16 protein-coding genes are annotated in these 23,758 nt (G+C 48.4%); 6 read left to right on the forward strand and 10 right to left on the reverse strand.

From position 1 onward, the window contains the following. Positions 1 to 7 precede the first annotated feature (7 nt). From MKX74_RS01290 to MKX74_RS01315, 6 genes are all read right to left on the reverse strand, one after another. On the reverse strand, positions 8 to 1,372 hold the full coding sequence (locus MKX74_RS01290; RefSeq protein ID WP_341177237.1) for a heme-binding Shp domain-containing protein: 1,365 nt from the start codon (positions 1,370 to 1,372) through the stop codon (positions 8 to 10). A 3-nt stretch (positions 1,373 to 1,375) separates the two neighbouring features. Next, positions 1,376 to 2,638, reverse strand: coding sequence for an S-layer homology domain-containing protein (locus tag MKX74_RS01295; RefSeq protein ID WP_341177238.1), 1,263 nt, complete (start codon positions 2,636 to 2,638; stop codon positions 1,376 to 1,378). Between the two features lie 113 nt (positions 2,639 to 2,751). After that, the gene (locus MKX74_RS01300; RefSeq protein WP_341177239.1) at positions 2,752 to 3,099 is read right to left on the reverse strand and encodes a nitrous oxide-stimulated promoter family protein; all 348 of its coding nucleotides are present in this window, start codon (positions 3,097 to 3,099) and stop codon (positions 2,752 to 2,754) included. A gap of 3 nt (positions 3,100 to 3,102) precedes the next feature. After that, the gene (locus MKX74_RS01305) at positions 3,103 to 4,761 is read right to left on the reverse strand and encodes an amino acid ABC transporter ATP-binding/permease protein (RefSeq protein WP_341177240.1); all 1,659 of its coding nucleotides are present in this window, start codon (positions 4,759 to 4,761) and stop codon (positions 3,103 to 3,105) included. After that, entirely contained in the window at positions 4,754 to 6,937 is a 2,184-nt protein-coding gene (locus tag MKX74_RS01310) for a DUF454 family protein (RefSeq protein WP_341177241.1), read from the reverse strand. The genes MKX74_RS01305 and MKX74_RS01310 overlap by 8 nt, the downstream gene beginning before the upstream one ends. Positions 6,938 to 7,187: 250 nt before the next feature. Further along, positions 7,188 to 10,112 (reverse strand): NEAT domain-containing protein, encoded by a 2,925-nt coding sequence (locus MKX74_RS01315; RefSeq protein ID WP_341177242.1) that lies wholly within the window; start codon positions 10,110 to 10,112, stop codon positions 7,188 to 7,190. A 439-nt stretch (positions 10,113 to 10,551) separates the two neighbouring features. On the opposite strand from MKX74_RS01315, the gene MKX74_RS01320 reads away from it, so the two are divergent. The 6 genes from MKX74_RS01320 (at position 10,552) to MKX74_RS01345 (ending at position 20,479) form a co-directional block, all read left to right on the forward strand. Further along, a complete protein-coding gene (locus tag MKX74_RS01320) occupies positions 10,552 to 12,108 on the forward strand; it encodes a response regulator transcription factor (protein ID WP_341177243.1) in 1,557 nt (518 codons plus the stop codon). Between the two features lie 2 nt (positions 12,109 to 12,110). Further along, the gene (locus MKX74_RS01325) at positions 12,111 to 13,877 is read left to right on the forward strand and encodes a sensor histidine kinase (protein WP_341177244.1); all 1,767 of its coding nucleotides are present in this window, start codon (positions 12,111 to 12,113) and stop codon (positions 13,875 to 13,877) included. Between the two features lie 217 nt (positions 13,878 to 14,094). Further along, positions 14,095 to 15,378 carry an ABC transporter substrate-binding protein gene (locus MKX74_RS01330; protein WP_018886978.1) on the forward strand — a complete coding sequence of 428 codons (1,284 nt, stop codon included), beginning with the start codon at positions 14,095 to 14,097 and terminating at the stop codon, positions 15,376 to 15,378. Positions 15,379 to 15,512: 134 nt separating this feature from the next. Next, positions 15,513 to 16,406, forward strand: a complete 894-nt coding sequence (locus MKX74_RS01335; RefSeq protein WP_018886977.1) for a carbohydrate ABC transporter permease — start codon at positions 15,513 to 15,515, stop codon at positions 16,404 to 16,406. Then, positions 16,406 to 17,230, forward strand: a complete 825-nt coding sequence (locus MKX74_RS01340; protein WP_018886976.1) for a carbohydrate ABC transporter permease — start codon at positions 16,406 to 16,408, stop codon at positions 17,228 to 17,230. Before MKX74_RS01335 ends, MKX74_RS01340 begins: the two co-directional genes overlap by 1 nt. A gap of 210 nt (positions 17,231 to 17,440) precedes the next feature. Beyond that, a complete protein-coding gene (locus tag MKX74_RS01345; protein WP_341177245.1) occupies positions 17,441 to 20,479 on the forward strand; it encodes a glycoside hydrolase family 2 TIM barrel-domain containing protein in 3,039 nt (1,012 codons plus the stop codon). Positions 20,480 to 20,668: 189 nt separating this feature from the next. Here the strand turns inward: MKX74_RS01345 and MKX74_RS01350 are convergent, their stop codons facing one another. The 4 genes from MKX74_RS01350 to MKX74_RS01365 form a co-directional block, all read right to left on the reverse strand. Next, complete coding sequence (locus MKX74_RS01350; RefSeq protein ID WP_341177246.1) at positions 20,669 to 21,001, reverse strand: DUF3139 domain-containing protein; 333 nt, start codon at positions 20,999 to 21,001, stop codon at positions 20,669 to 20,671. Between the two features lie 86 nt (positions 21,002 to 21,087). Continuing rightward, a complete protein-coding gene (locus tag MKX74_RS01355) occupies positions 21,088 to 21,756 on the reverse strand; it encodes a hypothetical protein (protein ID WP_133569991.1) in 669 nt (222 codons plus the stop codon). A gap of 12 nt (positions 21,757 to 21,768) precedes the next feature. Further along, a complete protein-coding gene (locus MKX74_RS01360; RefSeq protein ID WP_226383713.1) occupies positions 21,769 to 22,584 on the reverse strand; it encodes a hypothetical protein in 816 nt (271 codons plus the stop codon). A 210-nt stretch (positions 22,585 to 22,794) separates the two neighbouring features. After that, positions 22,795 to 23,619 carry a helix-turn-helix transcriptional regulator gene (locus tag MKX74_RS01365; protein WP_341177247.1) on the reverse strand — a complete coding sequence of 275 codons (825 nt, stop codon included), beginning with the start codon at positions 23,617 to 23,619 and terminating at the stop codon, positions 22,795 to 22,797. Between the last annotated feature and the right edge of the window lie 139 nt (positions 23,620 to 23,758).

Below are 23,758 nucleotides of genomic sequence, written 5' to 3' on the forward strand. Positions count from 1 at the left end.
AGGTCTGTTACTTCTTCCGCAGCTTCATTAACTTCATTAAATACAGGCCTGCTGCACATACTGCAAGCAGAACTAGTAGCAGCGCGGGCATGGAGAGGAGTGATCCGCTCCTACCGCCTTCATCCTCCGTTGCAGAGGCAGCACGCTCATTCTGCCGGGCACCGCTCTGATCGAACTCTACGATTCCTACTTCATCATCGCTAACGTCGGCCCCGGATGCAATGATATCTGTCGCTATGGGTGCTGCTACTCCTTCAGTTGCCTGCTCGCTGGCGACAGTTCCGTCTTTGGAGGCTGCATCCATCTGGTCGGCAGATGAGCTGGGTCCCCCTGCCGGATTCGTGTCTCCGCTCTCAGTGTGTTGCTCAGTTGCCTGTTGCTCAGAAGCTTGCTGGGCAGCGGAGTGAGCTTTGTTAGCAGTCAGATCAGTGGAGTCCTGAGCTTCTGCGCCTGATGTTGAGGCGGAAGCGCTGGCCGCCGTTGGTACGGATTGCTTTTCCTTATTAGCTTGACTGGCTGTATTGGCTGAGTTGACTGTACCGGCTGTCGATTGCTTCCCTTCACTTGGAAGTGCTGGAGTCGCATTTTGCTTTTGCTTGGAAGACGCGTCTCCTGCTTTATCTGTTTTACCAGCCTTGTCATTTTTGTCAGTCTTGTGTTCCGAAGATGAGTCCCCCTGAGGGGTACCGCTATTCCCAGATTTGGTGTTAGCCGTTGAACCAGAAGTTGAGGCAGCGGACTTGTTGTGACTAACCGAATTGTCGCTCGACTCCATACTGATTCCTTGCGGTAGATCTGGCTCAGCCGCGGACGTTTGCTGCTTGCTAGTCTGGTTATAGGCTTGGAAGGACCCTTTGTCTGGCTGAGCTGAATCCTCAAGCAGGCTGACGAAATACATGACATCACGCCCCATAGGCTCCACATAGATGACTGGCTTGATGAACAGGGTCGGGTCACTGACCTCGAATTGATAGTCGCGGGTATCCTCTGCCTTGTTCTCTCCGGTAATTTTGAACGATACAGGAGAGTAAGCATCCCCGTCCCCCTTGGACTTCTGAACATGAATAGTAACCTTGCTAATATACGAGATCATCTTCATTCTCAGCGTGACCAGGTACTTGCCGTCTCGAACCTCCAGCAGGGACTTGGAGTAGGTGACATTACGGCTCATGCCGTTACCAATGGAGGTGTCACCGCCATCATCTACCTTGCCCGTGTCTGGATTCGTGTAATAAGTCTTGTTGTCCAAAAGGTATAGTCCTTTATCCAGCCCAGCGGCAGTCGCTGTACCTCCGAATAGCGGACCTATCACCATAAGCAGCATGCAGGCCAAGCCTACTGTGACGATGGAAGTGAAATATCGCCTGGACATCCGTTATTCCTGCTTTCCAGTGGAGTCAAGGTTCAACCCCTTGGTTAGCATGCTGGCGATCTCGGCACGAGTAGCTGGTGTCTTCGGTGCAAAATGCTGATCATCCTTGCTGGTCATGATCCCGGCCTGTAGCAGCTGTTGTACCTGTGTTGTTGCCCAGGAGCTGATCTCAGAGTCATCCTCATATACGGGCCGAGTCTGCCCCTCAGCCTGCGCAGTCAACGAGATTCCCGTATCCTTCATATAGGCCGCGATAATCACAGCTGCTTCCTCGCGGGTGACAGGACGTTCAGGTGCAAACAAGCCCTGACCTGTGCCTTTGACGAGCCCACGCTCAGCAGCCCAGGATACATAGCTCGTATAATATTTCCCGGCAGGTACATCGGTAAAGGAAGAGGCAGGTGTTGAGGTAGACTTGACACCTGCGTGTCTGCCGAGCACAGTAGCCAGCATGCCACGCGTGACGGATTGCTCGGGGCTGAAGTGTGTCGCATCGGTACCGTTGAACAATCCCAGAGAGGTGACTACGGCGACCTCCTGTTGGGCCCAATGTCCTTGCATATCTGAGAATACCTGTGAGCTGGTCGCTACGGGAGCTTCTTTACCCGTTTCTTTTACATTCTCTTTTACATTCTCTTTTGCAGTCTCACCTGCAGCCTCTTTCACAGCCCCTTTACCACTCTCAACGGTAGCTGCTGCATTAGACGCTTCCTTATCATTAGCCTTCTCATTAGTCTTTTCAGTGGTTGCAGCCTTTGTCTGCAGTGAGGTCGTATCCAGGCTCAGGCGGAATGTGGGCTTCTCCTCTCCCATGATGAAGGGGACGGAGACCTGCATGCTCTGCGGCTTCTCTATGCTTTGCAGAGGGACGACAGCCTCGATTGAATTGGTACTCTCGTTAAATAGCAGTGGAATCTCCTTGAAGCTGCCTGTAGCATCCTGATACCACAGCCCCTTTACTTCTTTTAGCGGAATATAGGCATTCCCTTGCAGAAGAAGGATAGCGGAGGGCTGTCCATTCCTGATCTGCAGTACAGTTCTGGAGATCAGTGCGTTGCTCATGGATACTTCGTCGCTATTCTCCTTGAGTGCTTGAGCAGAGATGGTGTAGAGCCCATCCTCCAATGAGGTCACCGCTTGGACACTAGATGCCGCTGCAATTGCCGTGGTCGTTGGTGCTGCAATACCCGACCATATGAGCGTTGCTGCCAGAGAGCAGATGATCGTGGCACCCCAGCGCGTGTTCCTTTTATGGCTTGTGAACATGTTTGTATTCTCCTTTCGATTGTGTACATAGCTTAGTTATTCGTTGCATGGCTCGGTTATTCGTTGTATAGCTCAGTTGTTCGTTCATGGTTCCTAGCACGTAGCAATTGTCTTTATGTGCTCATTCGTTGTCTGAGTCGGTACAAGGTGCTGGAGGCCATGTGCTTGAGGGCTAGACCTGGATGGTAGAGTAACATCCGCGGCCCTGAGTAACGCATAACCTCCTTGATCCGGGCTCTCATCTGGCGTGAGTAGCAATGAATGGGACATTGCTCGCAAAAGCTCTTGGATTCTCCGAATCGGCATTGATCGAGACGCTTGTGAGCGTAACTCAGCAACTCGTTGCACTCGGGACATAGACTGGAACGGTTACTAGAATGTCTGTGTCCGCGGCAAAAGACAATAATCATCTTCTCTACAATGTATTTCTCAGATGCGATGCGATTATTCCCATTATCCATAATTTAGGACACTCTTCCATTATCAATATGATGTACCTCGTCAGCAATGCTCATTGTAGAAGCACGGTGGGAGACGAGGACAATGGTCCTCCCTGCACGCTCCTGGTTCAGGGCTCGGAGGATGACGGCTTCGTTGAAGCCGTCCAGATTACTGGTTGGCTCATCCAGCAGCATGAGTGGTGCCTCACGAACGAAGGCACGTGCCAGACCAATTCGTTGCTTCTCTCCACCAGACAAGCGGTCTCCAAGCTCTCCAACCTTCGTCTGATAGCCTTCTGGTAGGGACATGATGAAGTCATGTACAGATGCTTTGCGGGCTGCGGCTTCGATCTGTTCGGGAGTCGCTTTCGCCCTTCCGATACGGATATTGGCCTCGATCGTATCATTGAACAGGAAGGTATCCTGTGTGACATAGCTTTGCAGATTCCGTAGAGCTGCCGTATTTACTGTACGAATATCTTGGCCTGCGATCTGGACGGAGCCGGTTTGCGGATCGTAGAAGCGCATTAACAGCTTGAGCAGCGTAGATTTACCTGAACCGCTTTTCCCTGTAATCCCCAAGATACGGCTACGATTCACAGGAATATGAATGTCATTCAGCACGGGAGCTCCGTCATACGTGAAGTTGATGCGATCCCATTTCGCACCAGTGAATGGTGGCTCACTTCCGGTCGTTACCTCTTTAACGGTCTCTTCCTCATCCAATAGCTGAAGCAGCCGTTCTCCGCTGGCAAAGGTCTGCAGCAGATTGTTCGACAGCTGGCTGAGTGCCACGACGGGGCCGAAGGAGCTGAAGAGGGCAATGGTTGGTATTAGCACACCACTATAACCCAGCGCTCCTGTTGATTGAAGCTGAAGAGCAACGAGCAGCAGAATGAAGGAGAAGCCAAGCACGGCTGACTCGGAGAGTGCACGTGTTACGCCCTCATGCTTCTTGAGCGTTTTTTGCTTCTTCTCCAGGTCCTCGGTCATAGCTGTGATGCGCTGCATCCGAGCCTCTCCCTGTTCGTATTGAATAGACTCCTTCATGCCACGCAGACTTTCCAGGAAATAGCTGCTAAGTACGCCGAAGCTATTCCGGTACTCCATGCCCTGGCGTTTGGCCATTCGTGAGGTCACAACAGGAATAATCAGTCCAACGGTGATATAAGCAGCGACAGCAATCCATGCCAATGTACTATGGTAGGTGGCGATGAATATGGTCATAATCAACGAGGTCGTGATTCCAATCACGATGGGAGCGATCGTATGCGCGTAAAATACTTCAAGCAGCTCAATATCCGTAGTGATGACGGCAATCAGGTTGCCTTTATCCCGACCCTCAAGCTTGGCTGGTGCCAGTCTGCGCAAGGCGTGAAAGACTTTGTCCCTCAGCACCGCGAGCAGCTTGAAGGCGATATAATGACCACTCAGCTGTTCGCCGTACCGCAGCAGTCCGCGCAGAACGGCGCACGCCGCTATAGCGAGCATGAGATAGCCAGGCTGCAAGGAGCTGTCACCGAGTCCAATGCCATAGAGCAGCAGATAGCCGCCTAGTACTGTGATGGCTATAGCTACGAGAAAGCCTAGTACCCCAAGTACTATGGTAACCAGCATGACGGGTACCAGTGGCCCAAGCAATACTATGAGTCTCGACATAATGTTCAGACCACTTCTACGCATACACCATTCCTCCTGAGACATATTGCTCGATTTCCTGCTGGCTGTTGAACAGTGCCGCATAATGACCATGTTGCCTCAGCAGCTCTTCGTGTGTACCACTCTCTACCAGCTGACCATCGGAAAGGACATGAATCCGATCAGCGCGAACTACATTCGCTAGTCGATGTGAGATCAGGATGACAGTTTTGCGACCAACCAGATTGTGAATAACCTCCATAATCTTCTCTTCACTTTCTACATCAATGTTGGAGGTGGCTTCATCGAATATATACACATCACTGTCATGCAGCAAAGCTCGGGCCAGAGCAAGCCGTTGACGCTGCCCACCTGAGAGATTGGCCCCCTGCTCCTCAAGCTCGTAGCCAAGTCCGCCCTGAGAGAGGACGAAGTCTCGCAGATTTACCTGAGCCAGTGCCTGGAGCATGGCGTCTTTAGTTGCAGCAGGGGCACCCATCCGCAAATTGTCTTCTACCGTGCCCTTGAAGATATAGCTGCCCAGACTTACCAAGGTAATTCGCTGCATAACTGTACGCTCAGAGATGTCTCTCATTTCACTACCACCGACAATCAGACGTCCTTCATAGCCACTTGCCGAGCCCATCATTAGTGCAGCCAGTGTGCTTTTGCCTGATCCGGACTTACCGACTAGCGCTGTCAGGCTTCCTTGCGGAATGTTGAGACTGACATCACGAAGCGTCGTGTTCTTGGTCTGATCCCGATCTGAAGGTTTTTGGTCAGTATAAGAGAAGCTTAGCTGCTCCATACGAATGCTTCCGTCACGGATTTCTGCATTCCCTGATGTTCGTTCTTCAAGAGCGAGCAGCTCGAAAATCTTGTCACTAGCTGCCATGCCGTTCATAGCGATATGGAAATATGAGCCTAAGAGTCGCAGCGGAATGAAGAATTCCGCAGAGAGCAGCATGACGGTCAAGGCTCCCCATAATGGAATCCGCCCAGCTGCAAATTCAGTGGCTGCAATGATGACCCCGATTCCAGCTCCGCCAAAAGCAATGATGTCCATGATCGCTACCGAGTTCAGCTGCATCCGCAGTACGCGCATGGTGATCTGCCGAAAGTTCTCCGCAGATGTATTCATCTCTTCATGTCGCTGTTGATCAGCTGCATAGATTTTCAGGGTAGTCAGTCCCTGTAGGTTCTCTAGGAAGCTGTTGCCAAGGTTGACATAGCTGCCCCAATACTTGCTGAACAGCTTTTTGGCGAATTTCATAATAGCAATGATTGACATGGGGATGAGCGGTACACAGATCAATAGAATCAGTGCTGATTTGAAGCTAATGAACGATAATGTGACGAACAGCGTAAGAGGGGCAAGCAGACTATAGAACAGCTGCGGCATGTAACGTCCAAAATAATGCTCCAGCTGCTCAACTCCCTCTACAGCGACCTGAACAGCTCCGGCGGTGGAGGTCTGTTCTGTGTAGCCAGATCCTAATCGGAGAAGCTTGCTATAGAGTCTGGCGCGCAGGGTGTGCTTGGCATTGTTGGAGGCACGCCATGAGAGCAGGCTGGAGATATACGCGCATACCAGACGAATGGCGATCGCCCCGGCAATAATGAGGCAGGCATTGAACGTGAGGCTGCTCGACAATCTCCCGTCCCAAGCGTATTGCAGCATGGTAGCGACGGTTATGATCGCGCAAATGTTAGCCAGGAGACCGATCCAGTTCGTGAATACGCCAAGTGCAATGTATTTGCGTGAATGCGCGACCATGGACAGCAATCGGCCATCCATCATTTTGGAGCGCTTGGGCGCAGGGACTGCTTCTGAAGCAGCCTGTGCTGTTGTGCTTCGCTGAGGTCGCTCCGTCTTAATTTGAAATATGAAGTAGTAATATTTGAACACGACGATCAGCAGAATCACGCCACGTACCCATATCGAATCGGTAAGGATGAAGGGAATCGCAAGCATGCAGGATGCGAAGCCTACGGTTACAATCTTGGCACGCAGCTTCATGGAACGAGTCTGGAGGAAGTTCTCCAGATGATTTTTGTACAGCTTGGTAGATGTGAACCAGCGGTTGAAGCGGTCAGAGCCCTTGGCGAAAAAGAAAGCGGATAGTAGTAAGAAGGGAGTGGTAGGAAGTAATGGTAGCACAGCACCTACCGCGCCGAGACAAAAAAAGAAAAAGCCAAGTCCGACATAGATCGACTTCACAGTGTACACCTCCTATTAGGATTGGTTTCATAGAATGAACATATACAACAGGACAACATGGAGCTCAAGTAACTAACTCCACTAGTGAGAAAAGGGGCCATCCCATATTCGGAATGGCCTTTTTGAAGATAATAGAATTTATAAGTTTTCAGCGGAGCTGAACCATTCGATTATCGCAAGAAAAGCTTCAGCTAGACGTATTCTGTCTTCTGTGAAAGTACGATGATAGACGTTGCTCTTACCGTCAAGCTTATTGTCCTGTCAGTTCAAGTAGAAGCGCCAGAAGCTTAGCTGCTTCAGCTCTGCTTAGGGTAGCCTTTGGAGAGAATTGACCTTGATCATTCGTCTCCAGCAGTCCAGATCTCACGGTCAGCAAGGCACTTTCTTGTGCCCAAGTCGATATTTCCTTCTGATCGCTGAATACAGGAGACTGCTCCGTTAGAGAAGGCTGCAGCTTGGCATGCTTCAGATAGCTTGCCATAATGACTGCAAGCTCCTGGCGGGTAATTGCTTGATCAGGGTGGAATAGACCGTTACCGGCCCCTTGCACAATGCCTTTATCCACTGCCCAGGTAATATACGTCGTATAGTATTGATTCAAAGGCACATCCTTGAAAGCTGTATAGGTATAGCTCTCGGCACTTGGCCCCTGGAGCCTCCCTAACAGCGTAAGTAGCATGCCTCGGGATAACGTGGCATCCGGGCTGAAATGTTGTTCGTCAGTTCCCTTGAATAACCCTTTGGATACTACAAGCTGGATATAGCTCTCGGCCCAGTGATCCTGCGTATCGACGAAGGAGGATATGAGCGGGCTTGCATCTTCTTCTGTTGCTGTCTCTGCTTCATTCACTTCTGCAGTCTTCTTCTCAAACACGGCATGAATGGTAGCGTTGCTGGTTACTTTTTCGAAGGTATAGCTACTCACCGCTCCGACAGATTTATCATTCACGAGCACATCCTTGAGAAGGTAGCCCTCGTCGGCTGTAATCTCAAAGCTCTTGTTCTCATGAATAGCGACGCTTACTTCGCCTTCTGGAGTGATCTTCCCACCTTGATCTGCTGTCGCTTTTATCAAGTATGATGTCACCGCAGAGCTGTCAGGCATATTGGACTTGGCCCCCTCCTGAAGAGAGGACAGGTCGAATACCAGACGGAAGATTGGCTTATCTGGGAGAATATTAGGTACCGAGACTTGCATCTTCTGGGCTGTCATCAAGCTTGTTAGGGAGAATCTCGCCACGATACTATTGCTGGATGCGTTATACTCCAATGGAATTTCCTCAAATTCATTCTCCCTGTTCTCGTACCACAGGCCTTGAACCTCCTTGAGTGGGAAGGCTTCACTGCCCTTCATGACCAGAATGGCTGTTAAATGACCTCCTCTGACCTCAATACCAATTGGGTTGGAGATCAGCGAATTGCTTAAGGATGACTCATCGGAGTATTCTTTCAGAGCTCTACCCTTAATGGTGTATTCTCCATCCGGCAGATTAGCTGGATCAAGCTTGCCCCCACCTTGTGATCCACTTGGATTATGTCCAACGATGGAATAGGTGCTGAAATGATCGGTATAGAAGGATGCGGTCAGGGCATCTTGGTTAAAGCTGGCGTTCATGTCCTCCAGGCTTCCAGCAGCAGGATCATAATAGTAGAGCTTGCGGCTAGTTGATGTGAACAGTTGGGAAGCTTGCTGTTGGCTCAGGGACGCGATAATCTTGGTACGTCCACCAAGCCCGCTAATCGGGGTCACAATTTCCTCATGATTCACGACTTCCAATTGAAGGTCAAAGGATGAAATAATGAGATCTTTGCTATTTAATGCACCCTTAATCTCCTTCAGTGTCTCGCTAGTGGAGGGACTCCATTTTAATTGAAGTCTGGCGCCATTATTTTGATCCAGAAGCTCTTGCAGCTGACGGGCAGGGAAGACGATGATGATATCATCGAAGACCAGTCCCAATGTAGCTGATTTGTTCAGACCCTCCAGATTCGCAGGAGCAATGGAAAGGGTGCCCTCAACGGCTTGAAGCTGTCTATCTGGTACGGCTTCAAGATCGGGCTCAGCAGGATTCTCTCCTGGTTGTTCTCCTGGCTCCTCATCATCTTGTATTGGAGTCAGTGTATCCAGGTCGAATTTCAAGCGGATGTTCTGGACACTATTCAACGGAGCTCCGACATACATAGCGAGCTTCGGCATCTCCACAGACTTGAGTGGGAACTGGTAAGTCTGGCTTTGTTCCTCGGGATGGACCGTACCCTTGACTCCAGTCCCTAACTCGGTAGCGCCTTCTGGCTCAGGCCACACTTCGCTGATGGAGTCGCCCGTAACCTCGATTCCCATGATGCTCGTCTTCACGAACTTGATGGAGGCGAGTATTTGTCCGTCCTTGACCTTAAGGGTAGCTTTTTTGTCGAGCGCACCACCCATCATGGAAGCAGCGTCTCGGGTAGCATGCCAGCCATACACATCAACCGTGTACAGTCCGTCCTGAATAACAGGATCTGTAGCTGGCTCTTCGATTGGAGTTAATGTACTCAGGTCGAATTTCAAACGGATGTTCTGGACACTATTCAACGGAGCTCCGACATACATAGCGAGCTTCGGCATCTCCACGGACTTGAGTGGGAACTGGTAAGTCTGGCTTTGTTCCTCGGGATGGACCGTACCCTTGACTCCAGTCCCTAACTCGGTAGCGCCTTCTGGCTCAGGCCACACTTCGCTGATGGAGTCGCCCGTAACCTCGATTCCCATGATGCTCGTCTTCACGAACTTGATGGAGGCGAGTATTTGTCCGTCCTTGACCTTAAGGGTAGCTTTTTTGTCGAGCGCACCACCCATCATAGAAGCAGCGTCTCGGGTAGCATGCCAGCCATACACATCAATCGTGTATAGCCCGTCTGCAGGAACGGTATAGGTTACCTCGGTGACGGAGGCTATGGACGACATGGAATCCTTGTTATCATTCAGTGCATAAGTCGCTGAGTTTACAGAATCTACGGGAGATTCGAATGTCTCTGGACTAGCAGTTTCTTGTGAAAAATGCTCGTTAGCTTCGGCAGCCTGAATTCCAGCATCGTTAACGATGCTGTCCCCGTATATGGGCGCAGGCACTATTGCGAGTGCCAAGATAGCTGTCATACACCCGCTGAGCCAAGCTTTTACCTTCTGGTTCATCCCCTGTCCCCCTGTTAGATATAATTGAAATAATTCATTCATGTACTCTTGCTGCTGGCTCTTGCTGCTAGACGCTCTCGTCCATTGGTGAGCTCCTTCCTTGCCCGATTATGTATTGGATGATAAAGCTGCGGCCAGCGTATGTTTTTAATAATGAGAATCATTATCATTTGTTATTATAAAGGGATGTAGAGCAGTAATATGTGATTTGAGTCACAATTCATGGTAGGAGGCATGGCTAAAGGGTAATAAAATTTGATTTTGCCCCATTTGGTTACCTATGGTAAGATATGATTCAGTTTCGGAATACATGTGCAATAAGGTCTAGTGACCATTAAATGGAAGCGCTTTCGTAAAAATGAATGTATTTTCTTGCAATGGTTGGCGTGGATCTTGGTACAATAGATAGAGATGCCTAATATGGGCTGGAGGTGTGGTCATGGAACAACTTTGTAAGATTCTTATTGTGGATGATGAAATATTGGTCAGACAAGGAATCAAGCACCATCTGAATTGGGAAGACCACGGTTTCCAGATCGTCGGTGAGGCCTCCAATGGACGTGAGGCTTTGGAGATGATCGAGCAGCTGCGACCTCATATTATTATTACAGATATTGTAATGCCTGTCCTGGATGGTGAAGAGCTGACCCGAATCGTGAAGCAGCGTTACCCGGACATGGAGGTCATTGTACTAAGCAGTTATGGTGAATTCAGCTATGTACGTTCCACCTTCCAGAGCGGCGTGGCTGACTATATCTTGAAGCCTAAGCTGGAGACCCAGGAGCTTCTGGAGACATTGAAGCGCACTGCGCGCAAGATTCCCTCTATTCAATATGGCGCCCAAGCAGGGGATGGCAATATATCTGTGGAACGAATCGTAGACAAGCTATTATCTGGATATGAACCGGACGAGGCCTCTGCTCTGGCTGCGAACAGCTTTGCATTCACGAGCTTTTGTCTTATTGGTGTGCTCGGCGGGCGCACTTATTTACAGCATTCTGGCTCCGAACTGGGCTTGCAGCTTGTCGACGTGCTGGATTCTCAGGTGTGTACCGTATATCAATCAGCAGAGAATACCTCTGGACTTGATATATACCTGGCTAATCTTGAGCAGGAGGCTTATCCGGAGCTAGTCCACTCTTTGAAGCTGCTTGCCGATGAGCGAGCGGAGCATGCGCCGACACTGGTATGGGCTGTTACCTCGTTGTTTGATTCAATCAACCAGGTAGGTGAGGTGTTCCAGAACCGTCTGAAGAAGCTGATTGATGCCAAATTTTATTTTCCTGACCAGTACATATTGCTGGAAGAGGAGATGCGATCTCCAATGGAACCGGCAGGAACCTTTAATCTGAGACTATTCACAGAGGAGATGAAGCGAGGGCAATTCGATAGAGCCTTTGAGCTGCTGAATCAGCATCTGGATATGCTGTCAGAGCATTATGAAGCACCACCTTTCGAATTCAAATCCTTCATTAGTAATACTATATTCAATATTACGATTCTGTTGGGTAATCTGGAATATGATACACATGCGCTGGAATCCGCCAAGTATTCTTATTTTAAGTCCATAGATGAAGCAGTTCATGTGGATGAGGCCAAAGGCTTACTACAGTCATTCTTGAACGATGTGAAGAGGGAGATCTCTGATGCACAGCAGCATGGCAATAGTGGGATGAAGAAGCTGCTGGAGTATATTGAGGAGCATTACGATCAGCCGCTCAGTCTGACCTCGCTAGCACATCATTTTCATTTCAATCCGTCATACTTGTCCAGCTATTTCACGGCTCATAATAAAGAGGGCTTTAGTGAATATTTGAATAAAGTCAGGGTCGAGAAAGCAGCTACGATGCTGCGCAATGATGATCATTCTATCTCGGAGATCAGCAGCCGAGTGGGTTACTCGGATCACAGCTATTTTACCAAGGTGTTCAAGAAGCTGATGGGCTTCTCGCCCAGCCAGTATAGAAGGCGTTATATGAATGGGAAAAGAGAATGAGCATGAAGAATTTTTTCGCACGATGGAAGTATAATGGGCTGTTCAATCAAATCTTTATCGTTACAGTCATCAGTATTATTACGGTCAGTGTGCTGACCTCATTAGTTACGATTCGTATGTCTGAGCGACTCTTCATTGATACCTTCAGCATCACCAATTCCAAGATCCTGAACCAGATCCGTAGCAGCTTCGAATCATTCAATGATACGATCGTGAATGCTGCAAGCCAGGCAGGACAGAGCCTTACAGTGAAGAACTTTCTGACAGAGGGGCCCTCGGATTCCACTACGACCAGCCGTTCTTTTTTCAATATGGGTCAACAAATGGATCAGATTAATTCAAATGTGGATGCCTATAATGTGAAGATACTGGTTACGGGGAGGAATGGACGTATCTCTTCGACAGGTCAGACGTATTGGAGTCTGCCGATTCCGTCAGAGGATGATTATTCTATTATCACCAAGACGATGGAGCATCCCAGACGTGTGATGTACCAGTATGATGAAGAACAATGGGGGGATCTGAACGACCACTTTATCGTGGCCTCCAAGGCACTGATGGAGCGTACGACAGGTGTCCTCTATGGTGGAATTTATGTAGCGATTCGAGAGCAGGACTTTAAGCAGTTCTATACCAATTTCACCAGTGCAGGCAATGATATTGTTGTACTGAATGCTCAAGGGCGCGTCGTATCGAGTAATCGTGATGAGCTCATTGGCCAATATTCAGTGGAGCTGAGGGAGTATGCGTCCGAGATTCGCAGCGACAATCTGAAATACAAGAATGCAGATTTCATGGGCACCGAGTATATTGTGCTGTCCACGTATATTCCTGCGTACGACTTTTATCTGGTCAATCTGATTGATCGTCAGGTAGCTGCCGGACAGATTATTGATGTGAATTCCATTCTCTTGATCTGTCTAGCCATTGTAGGGATTGCCGTACTGCTTGTCTTCCTGATTTCTCAGCGACTGACGAATTCACTGACCCGTCTTGTGCGGCAGATGTCGCGTATTACGGAGAAGGACTTCCACAATTATATTGACGTATCTGGCAGCTATGAGGTAAAGGAGCTAGGCAGGGCGTACAATTACATGTTGGACGAGCTGAACGATTACATTCAGAAGCTTATGGAGACGCAAAAAGAAGTGCGCAATGCAGAGCTGGCTGCGTTACAGCGTCAGATTAATCCACATTTCCTCTATAATACACTTGCCTCGATCAAGATGCTGGTACAGCGCGGCAATAAGGAGACGGCCTCCGAGACGATCAATGCACTGATTTCCCTGCTTCAGAACACCATCAGCAACGTAAGCGAGACGATTACGATTGAGCAGGAACTGGTGAATATGAAGAACTACGTCTTCATTAATCATGTGCGCTATGGGGACCGAATCAAGGTCAACTATTTTGTGGCCCCGGATTGCATGCACTTTCAGGTGCCCAAGTTGATTATTCAGCCTTTCATTGAGAATGCCTTCTTCCATGCCTTTAATGAGAAGCCTGGGGGTACCATCTATATTCTGGTCTCGTCGGATCGTGATCGCCTGATTATAGAAGTGGTCGATAACGGGGATGGTATGGATGAGCTTTCTAACCAAGGAGAGCTGCCCAATCCGAAGAGCAAGCGGCAGCTGTTTACTGGCATCGGCGTGCAGAATGTGAATAATAGAATTGCCTTGTTGTATGGGGAGCAATATGGTGTTGCTATCTCCAGCACGAAGGGTGAGGGGACAAAGGTTAAAATTACATTGCCGCAAATCGAATAAAAAAATTACTACAATCCAAAAATATTACTAATGAAAGCGGTACCTTGGTAACGATTACACAATAATTGAACAAATCCAGACAAAGATATTCCTAACAGGTTGTGAAACGGAAGTGCTAGAATTTATATATCAACAGCAAACGCTTTCAACGAATTATCAATTTGTGTTAAGCGCTTGCAGGTAGCACAAAAAATATAAAGATCAGGGGTTGAATGCATTGAAAAAGGTGATTTTGCTATTGTTCGCAGCCATGCTGGTGCTCTCTGCTTGTTCCAGTGGTTCTAATGAAAGCGCCTCATCCGATCCGAGCAAGAAAGAGATTACAATTTGGGCATGGGACCGTAACTTTAACGTTGCCGCACTTGAAGTGGCTAAAGAACTATATGTATCCAAGCATCCAGATGTAACCATCAATATCATTGAAAATGCTCAGGATGACATCGTTCAAAAGCTGAACACAGGCTTGAACTCTGGTACAACTAAGGGTCTTCCGAACATCGTTCTGATTGAGGACCAACGTGCACAGAACTTCCTGCAGTCCTACACGGATTCCTTCCGTGACATGAGTGATAAGATTAAGCCTGAAGATTTTGCAGATTACAAGATCGGAGCAACAAGCCTGGATGGCAAGCAATATGGTATCCCGTTTGACTCCGGTGTTACAGGTCTGTTCGTGAGAACCGACTACCTGCAAGAAGCTGGCTACACAATGGATGATCTGCAAGATATCACTTGGGATCAGTACATCGAGATCGGTAAAAACGTAAAAGAGAAAACTGGCAAATTCATGCTGACTCAAGATCCTAAAGACCTTGGTATCCTGCGCATGATGGCACAATCTGCTGGTAAATGGTACATGAAGGATGACGGTAAGACTCCGGATCTAGCAGACAATCCTGCTCTGAAGGAAGCTATGGAGACTTACAAGAAAATGATGGATGCAAACATCATTGATTCCCATGCTGACTGGGCACAATTTGTAGCTAAAGTTAACAGTGGCGATGTAGCATCTGTACCGACAGGTAACTGGTTTGTTGCTTCCATCAAGGCTGAGGCTTCCCAAAGTGGAAAATGGGCTGTAGCACCGTTCCCTCGCTTGACGAACAATGCTGATTCTGTAAATGCTTCTAACCTGGGAGGTAGCTCCTGGTATGTATTGAACATGGATGGTTCTGATACAGCGGCTGACTTTATGACACAAACTTTCGGCTCTGATCCGCAAATGTACCAAAAGCTGCTTACGGATATTGGTGTTGTAGGATCACTGAATGCAGCTTCTACAGGATCCGCTTATGACGCAGAGGATGCATTCTTCAGCAATCAAAAAATCTACACTGACTTTGCTAAATGGAGTCAAAGTGTTCCAAGAGTAAACTATGGCCTTCACACTTACGCCATTGAAGATATCATGGCTGTAGCGGTACAGAGCTACTTGGGCGGCACAGATCTTGATACCGCACTGAAAGATGCGCAGGCTCAGGCTGAAGCTCAGTTGAAATAATAACTGACTTTACCTGCTAGAGAGATAAATTATAGCAATGCGTAAAACCTTGGACGCTTCTGGCACAAGGTTTTACGCGCTTGCTGAGTCGATAGGATAAAGGATATATAAGGGACAAGAGGAGTTGAAAGCATATGAGATCAGCGAAGACGGCTCAGGGCGGACGCTGGAAGACGGATATGACAGGATGGCTGTTCATTCTGGTGGCTGTGCTAATGATCTTCATTTTCTATTTTTACCCGATGATTCAGGCGTTGTTCCTGTCTTTCCAGACAGGCACGGGAGCGAGAATGTCGTTCAATGGCATTGATAACTACAAGCGGCTGTTCACCGATACGGTGTTCATTACGGCTGTGAAGAATACTTTTATTTACCTAATCATTCAAGTTCCGTTGATGATTCTTCTGTCATTATTCATATCAGTGTTGCTTAATGATCGGAATTTGAAGTTCAAAGGCTTTTTCCGGACTGCAATATTCCTGCCTTGTATCACTTCGCTGGTTGCCTACTCCGTTGTGTTCAAATACCTGTTCAGCAACAATGGGTTGGTCAACTCGTTCCTCATGAATGTTCATCTGGTCAGTGAGCCCATTCAATGGCTGACCGATCCTTTCTGGGCCAAAGTAACGATTATCCTTGCGATTACCTGGCGCTGGACTGGTTATAACATGATCTTCTATCTCTCAGGGTTGCAGAACATTGACCCATCTATTTATGAAGCAGCCAAGATTGATGGTGCTTCTGCTACGCGTCAATTCTTCAACATTACGGTTCCTTTGTTGAAGCCAATTATCTTGTTCACATCGATCACTTCGACAATCGGTACTTTGCAGCTCTTCGACGAGGTCATGAACATTACGAAGGGTGGACCGGCGAATGCGACGTTGTCGATTTCCCAGTACATCTATAACTTGTCCTTCAAGTACTCGTCCGATTTCGGTTATGCAGCGACAGTATCCTACTCCATCGTGATTATGATCATTATTCTGTCGTTCATCCAGTTTAAAGTGGCAGGTGATAAAAAATAATGGCTAAGACAAAGAAATTTTTCGCGTATCTGTTCCTGAGTGTGGCGGCCTTTGTCTCCATATTCCCGTTCCTGTGGATGATTGTCAGTACTACGAACCCATCTGTTGATGTAACAAGAGGAAAATTGCTGCCAGGCTCGTATCTGTTCGAGAACCTGCGTGAGCTGTTTGGCTCGGTAGATATTTTGCCTGCACTTGGGAACTCAGCCCAAGTGGCGATCAGCACTACGATTCTCTCCCTGCTGATTGGTTCCCTTGCAGGCTATGGCTTTGAGGTGTACCGCAGCAAGGCGAAGGATATCGTATTTAATATTTTGCTGTTGTCCATGATGATTCCATTCGCCGCCATTATGATTCCTTTGTATCGTATGTTCGGTCAGATTTCGAACTTTGCTCCAGCCATCGGTATTGATACGCTGGCAGCGGCAGTGATTCCTACAATCACAACGGCATTCCTGATCTTCTTTTTCCGTCAGAACTCCAAGATGTTCCCTAAGGACCTGCTGGAGGCAGGGCGGATTGACGGTCTGTCAGAGCTAGGGCTCTTCTTCAAGGTTTATGTGCCTACAATGAAGACCACCTATGCAGCAGCTGCAATCATTACCTTCATGTCGAGCTGGAACAACTATCTGTGGCCACTCGTTGTGCTCCAGACGCCTGAGAACCGAACGATTCCGATTCTGATCTCCAATCTGGGATCCAGCTACACTCCAGACTATGGTGTCATCATGACGGCGATCGTCATTTCAACGCTGCCAACGGCAATTGTATTCTTCATCATGCAGAAGCATTTCGTAGCAGGTATGATCGGTTCTGTAAAATAAGGTTTCCTAGAGTAGGAAACGGTGCGTGTGACATCGAATTATGCAAAATGACGAAGTATAACCTTGCTGGAAGAGACTTGGCTGACAGGTCTTGGCATGATATGGCTCTTGAATGAGGGCTTTGCGTGACAGGACTTGTTTGCCAGGTCTTTGACTATGTCTGGGCAACTAAAACGTTAATCCAAGTAGAATCGGGAGGATCATATGCTTATGAAATCATCAACAACACCTAGCTTGAGCTGGCTTACGGATACTAGTGTATTTGCAGTGAATCGCTTGTCGGCCTATTCCGACCATCGTTATTACAAGACGTTGGCTGAGGCCAAGAAGCGCGGTGACATGAGCTGGCGTCACAGCTTGAATGGTAATTGGAAATTCAACTATGCAGTGAATCCGGGCAGTCGCCCTGAGAACTTCTATACACCAGAGTTTGATTGCGGTGGCTGGGGAGACATTCAGGTGCCAGGACATATTCAGACACAAGGCTACGGCCAAATGCAATATGTGAATACGATGTACCCATGGGACGGTCTAAGCGATGTACGTCCACCAGAGATTACGACAGATTATAATCCAGTAGGTAGCTATATCACCTATTTCGAGGTTCCTGCATCCCTGCAACCAGGCCCTGTCTATATTTCCTTCCAAGGTGTGGAGACGGCCTTTTATGTATGGCTTAACGGACAATTCGTCGGCTATGGCGAGGATAGCTTCACTCCATCCGACTTCGATCTGACTCCATATCTGCAAGCGGGAGAGAACAAGCTGGCGGTAGAAGTCTATCAACGCAGCACAGGCGCATGGCTGGAGGATCAGGATTTCTGGCGCTTCTCCGGTATTTTCAGAGATGTATATCTGTATAGCGTTCCAGCAGTGCATGTGAGAGATGTAGCTGTGAAGGCTAGCCTGGATGATGCTTATGTGCAAGGTCTGCTGGAGCTGAGCCTGCGTCTGGAGTCAGCAGAGCAGCAAGGTAAGGCTGTCGTGGATGTACAGAACGCAGACGGTGACAGTGTAGCCAAGCTGGAAGGAAGCTTCGCAGATGGTAAGCTCACGTTAAGCACGGAGCTGGATCAAGTGTCCAAGTGGAGCGCAGAGAATCCTTATCTCTATACCTTGTACATCGAGGTCTACAACAACCAAGGCGACCTGATGGAAGTTATTCCGCAGCGTGTCGGCTTCCGCAGATTCGAGATGATCAATAAGGTGATGTGCATTAACGGCAAACGAATTGTATTCAAGGGTGTGAATCGCCATGAATTCAACTGCCGTACGGGACGCACTATTACGGCTGAGGACATGCTATGGGATATCAAGACACTTAAGAAGAACAATATGAATGCGGTCCGTACCTCCCATTATCCGAACCAGACGCTCTGGTATGAGCTATGTGATGAGTATGGAGTATACGTGATTGACGAGATGAACCTGGAGACACACGGCTCCTGGCAGAAGCTAGGCGCAGTAGAGCCTTCCTGGAACATTCCAGGCAATCTGCCAGAATGGCAGGATATTGTTATGGACCGGGCTATATCCATGGTGGAGCGCGACAAAAATCATCCTTCCATCCTGATCTGGTCCTGCGGTAATGAATCCTACGCTGGTGAGGTTATTCTGAATGTAGCTAATTACTTCCGTACAGCCGATCCAAGTCGTCTGGTGCATTATGAAGGCGTATTCCACAACCGGGACTACGATGCTAGCAGTGATATGGAGAGCCGGATGTATGCGAAGGTAACGGATATTGAGGAATACCTGAACAATGACCCGCAGAAGCCTTATATTAGCTGCGAGTACATGCATGCCATGGGGAATTCGGTTGGCGGAATGCATAAATACACCGAGCTTGAGAACAAATATGAGCTCTACCAAGGTGGCTTCATCTGGGATTATATTGACCAGGCTGTCATGAAGAAGAATCGCTATGGCGAGGAGTACCTTGCTTACGGCGGTGACTATGATGATCGTCCGACTGACTATGGCTTCTGTACAGATGGCATTGTGTATGCAGACCGCACAGAATCTCCGAAGATGCAGGAGGTTAAGTTCCTTTATCAGAACATCAAGCTTCAACCAGATCGCACTGGGGTAACAATCGTGAACGAGAACCTGTTCGAAGGCACGCAGGATTATGAACTGGTGTACACGTTGTTCAAGGAAGGTGCTGAGGTATTCACTGGTCGGACAGCGGTGGACGTTGCAGCACAAAGTGAAGGACGCGTCTCCTATGAGCTTCCAGCTGTGGATGAAGAGTCTGGCGAATACGTGATCCATACGGCTCTCGTTCTGAAGGAATCCACGCTGTGGGCTGCTGCTGGACATGAAGTAGCGTTCGGACAGCATATCTTCCAGGTGGAAGCTCAGTCACAAACGGCTGTACCAGCAGGTGCGCTTCGTGTAGTAGAAGGCGACGTGAACATTGGCGTGCACGGCAAAGGCTTCAGCATCATGTTCTCCAAGGGAGCAGGTAGCCTGACCTCACTACGTTATGAAGGACGCGAATTCATCTCCGTTCCTCCGGCACCGCTCTTCTGGCGTGCGACGACAGACAATGACCGTGGAGCGGCTTGGGGCTTCGAGGCAGGTGGCTGGTTCGCGGCGAGTCTGACACGCAAATGTACAGCAGTCGAGCTGACTCAGGCTGAAGGAGCTGTGACTGTAACATTCAGCTATCGTCTGAACATTCACGGGGATGTACAGGTTACCGTAGCTTACACGGTATATGGCGATGGCAGCATCAAAGTGAATTCCAAGTATGACGGGGTTGCAGGCCTTGCAGACCTTCCAATCTTCGGCTTGTCCTTCAAGGTGCCAGCAGAGTATCATCATCTGAACTGGTATGCTATGGGACCTGATGAGAACTATACAGATCGTGCTTTTGGAGCAAGACTGGGTGTGTTCAGCAATGAGGCAGCGGACAATGTGTCTGGTTATGTAGTACCACAGGAATCCGGCAACCGTACAGGAGTTCGCAGAGTCGATGTAACGGATGATCTGGGTCGTGGTCTGCGTATTCAGGCTCCATCAAGCGCTCCTGTAGAGTGCAACATCTCCCCTTATACTGCGTTCGAGCTGGAAAGTGCTGCACACCTGTATGAGCTGCCTCCTGTTCACTATACAGTGGTCACTGTGGCTGCCAGACAGATGGGTGTAGGCGGCGACGATAGCTGGGGTGCACCAGTGCATGATGAATATCGGATCAAGTCCGATCAATCGCTGGAGTATGAATTCTATATTAAGCGTGTCTAATGCAGCAGGAGATTCCCGGAAAATTCCTCGGGATAAGGCGCCTGTGCATTTAATGAGTTCCCCCTTAAGTTAAGACCGAAAAAGCTGTGCCAGCCAGGAAGAGGAATCCTGAAGGCACAGCTTTTTTCTATTACGTTATACGAATACTTTGTCGTACATCCTATCCACATCCGTAATACTGTGATTATTCTATTTATTCTCCTTGTGCTTATAGGTATATTTCCTATCATCCACTCCATGAACAGGAGCTTGTCCATACTGAACAACTATACCATCCGCTACCTTATAAAAATATCTGGCATTCGTTTCATCTTTAAATATAACTTCTGAGCCAACCAATGGCGCCTTACTTATAGAGGTTTCAATTGAGGATATTTCATTCATTTTGTATTTTTTAACCTCTGTAAGGTAGTCTAGTACTTTGTTTTGAGTATGATTAATAATCGCCTTGTTAATGATCCCAATTGTTAAAATTAGAACGAGTACTGAAGCAACTAACCCTATCCAATGCTTTCGTTTCATAAAATTATCCTCTCTGAAATAAATTTCAGGGAATGTAATTGCAGATCTTTATCAGACTTACTATGGGTGCTCGCACCCACTGCTACTCAATGCTTCTCCTGTACATACTGCTGCTGTGTATATGCCAAAGCAGCCTCATAAGCCGGGTTATAGTCGAATTCCTCGCTCTCAGGGATGACGAACAGCAAGGACAGAGCAGAGCTGACCAATCTAGTCATCACATAATATGAGATCACTAAGAGGGCATCCGCCATATAACTAATCGGCATCCATATATCATCGGGGTCGTGTGCCGTCACGAAGAAGTTAAGAAAAGATACGATCAGCAACAGGCTGAACATCATGATCAACGTTGCCTTAACCAGTCTTCCCCGCTTCTCCAGCTGCGGAATTTTACGGAAGAAGAGGGACAGACGCATGTAGGTATCAATAATTCCCCATAGATGAATGAATGGAATCATTCGCACGAGGCCCATGATGGGAGTAATAGGATAGTACCTGAATTTGAGCTTCATGGCCTGATGAACTCGGGTAAGCCAGATCAGGTAGGTGATGATGAGAATGAAGTTAAGCACCTGCTGGAAGACGATCGCCGCTTCATCCCATTTGTATACCTCATCGTAGTACCAATCGTAATTAAAGGCATACACTACGTTCATGCCCACCATGATAAGGCTGATAATCACAGCCACAAGGAGTAGTTTCTGATGGATGCCGCCGATCATTCGCGACGGAAAGCTGATGTCCTGTCTCAAGCTGATGCCCTCCTATGTCTCATACAATAAATAATCGATGGCTTCATATAAGGATTCCACCGGGACGATCTTGAATTGCAAATTCCGTTCCTTCTTAACCCGTTCCGCTTCAGCTTCGTTACTGTCCTCACCCCACCATTCATAATCAGCAGGGACGAAGAAGATGTCCACGTCTTCAGTTTCAGCGGCAATTAGCTTCTGTTCCAGGCCTCCTATAGAACCGACCCAGCCATCCTCCTCCATGGTACCCGTACCCGAGATTTTAAGGGTGCCCCCCTTGGAAAAGTCGATATCATTCTCTTCCTCATACAAGCCTACGGCCACCATCAGGCCCAGCGAGTTGCCATAGAAGCCCTCCAACTGCTCCATTAGCTCACTCAGCCTTTGTGCTTCCACCTCGGGATCAGTCTCATGCTCATAGGTAGCTTCGTTTTCATTTAGCTCCGCAGCTGCATGGACAGCCTGCTCCAGCGTATATGTCATGGTTTCGGTCTCCAGATATTCGTCGGCATACTCCTCGGAGCTCTCTGCTTCTACTTCTTCAAAGGCAATATCGCGATAATCGCCATCGTAATTCATATACACAAACAAGCGCTCGATGAGACTGTCGGTATATCCGCCCTCGACTACTGCAAAGTGAACACTTCCCTGCACACCGACCTCAGAGACGGGGATAGAGGGAGAGGGCTGCGTATACTCCGCTGGCATAGACCAGGATGACAGGAAGGTTGCTCCTGCCGGGATCAAAAGCAGAGTGAAGGCGATGAGATATTCCAGCAACCGGCGCACCCAGGAGTACGTCCGAACGGGAGGATTATCAATATTCACGGCTTACACAACCTTTCGCTTCTCATGCTGTACAAAAATGGTATTGAACTGCTATGCTCATCTAAACTATTTTACAGAATATGTATCCTCCTTCATATGGGTAGAAAGGCTTGTAAATGCCTGGGAAGCGCCTGATTGTCCCTGCACAATTGTGTAGGGGGACCTGTAAGCGGTAAGCGGTGATTTCTACACTGGAGCAACCCTTTCGCACTAAATCTGGTATTGCTTGCGGTATTGCAACGGCGTACGATTGGTCATTTGCTTGAACACTCTTCCGAAATGGGCGATGCTGTCGAAGCCTGTGCTCTCAGCGATGCGGGTTACTCGCCAGCTGGTCTCACGCAGCAGCTCCTGTGCCTGGCGAATGCGGACATAATTCAAATACTCAATGACCGTGAACCCGGTGGTCTCCTTGAAGATTCGACAGAGGTATGGACTACTGATGTAAAAGACATCCGCAATGTCTTCGAGTGTCAAGCGGCGGGTGTATTCCTGATTTAAATGCTCGATAATTTCATACACACGCTCTTGTTTCTCGCTTCGTTCAGGAATGATTGGCGAGTGACCCGCAGCCTGAATGCGCCGAATTAATATCAGAAGCTGGACAAGAAGAGACTGCTGACAGAGCAGCTTGAAGGAAAGCTCCTGCACTTGCTCCCGCAGCATGGCTGACATCATCTCCCGGATGGCCTCCTGTTCTCTCGAATCGGGGCGGAGAAGAAAGTTCTGGTTCGGGAGCAGTGGCTGGCTATCCTGATGGATATCCAGTGCCTTACGTATGAAGCGGTCATCGAAGTTGATCAGTATACGCTCGTGTCCCGCCGGGCCTTTGTTCGTGGTGCGATGAAGTTCATTTTTGTTAATGACAATCAGATCCCCAGCCTGCAAGGCATATAGGCGATTATGAATATAATAATATCGCTCACCGTCCAGCAAATAGTAAATCTCGTACGAATCATGAAAATGGTCAGTCATCATATCGAATTGCTCTGTACGCCGGACCTGCTCGATTTCAAATAGATAATCAGGGGTCATGGGGCCCTCCTTGTCCGAAAAATAAAGCGTTATCATTAACGTGCAGCAGTGGGATAAGATATGCATCATTATAGCGTATTGAGCATGTGAGCTACAGCCCATCCATGATAATAGTTCCTTGACCAGATCAAATGTGGGT

This window comes from Paenibacillus sp. FSL K6-1230, assembly GCF_038002385.1.
Classification (GTDB): Bacteria; Bacillota; Bacilli; order Paenibacillales; family Paenibacillaceae; genus Paenibacillus; species Paenibacillus massiliensis.

What these genes read in the sequence shown, in the direction of transcription:
- MKX74_RS01295 (WP_341177238.1), bottom strand. Translation starts at nt 2,638, where the DNA reads ATGTTCACAAGCCATAAAAGGAACACGCGCTGGGGTGCCACGATCATC.
- MKX74_RS01300 (WP_341177239.1), bottom strand. Translation starts at nt 3,099, where the DNA reads ATGGATAATGGGAATAATCGCATCGCATCTGAGAAATACATTGTAGAG.
- MKX74_RS01305 (WP_341177240.1), bottom strand. Translation starts at nt 4,761, where the DNA reads ATGCGTAGAAGTGGTCTGAACATTATGTCGAGACTCATAGTATTGCTT.
- MKX74_RS01315 (WP_341177242.1), bottom strand. Translation starts at nt 10,112, where the DNA reads ATGAACCAGAAGGTAAAAGCTTGGCTCAGCGGGTGTATGACAGCTATC.
- MKX74_RS01345 (WP_341177245.1), top strand. Translation starts at nt 17,441, where the DNA reads ATGAAATCATCAACAACACCTAGCTTGAGCTGGCTTACGGATACTAGT.
- MKX74_RS01335 (WP_018886977.1), top strand. Translation starts at nt 15,513, where the DNA reads ATGAGATCAGCGAAGACGGCTCAGGGCGGACGCTGGAAGACGGATATG.
- MKX74_RS01365 (WP_341177247.1), bottom strand. Translation starts at nt 23,619, where the DNA reads ATGACCCCTGATTATCTATTTGAAATCGAGCAGGTCCGGCGTACAGAG.
- MKX74_RS01320 (WP_341177243.1), top strand. Translation starts at nt 10,552, where the DNA reads ATGGAACAACTTTGTAAGATTCTTATTGTGGATGATGAAATATTGGTC.
- MKX74_RS01290 (WP_341177237.1), bottom strand. Translation starts at nt 1,372, where the DNA reads ATGTCCAGGCGATATTTCACTTCCATCGTCACAGTAGGCTTGGCCTGC.
- MKX74_RS01340 (WP_018886976.1), top strand. Translation starts at nt 16,406, where the DNA reads ATGGCTAAGACAAAGAAATTTTTCGCGTATCTGTTCCTGAGTGTGGCG.
- MKX74_RS01350 (WP_341177246.1), bottom strand. Translation starts at nt 21,001, where the DNA reads ATGAAACGAAAGCATTGGATAGGGTTAGTTGCTTCAGTACTCGTTCTA.
- MKX74_RS01325 (WP_341177244.1), top strand. Translation starts at nt 12,111, where the DNA reads ATGAAGAATTTTTTCGCACGATGGAAGTATAATGGGCTGTTCAATCAA.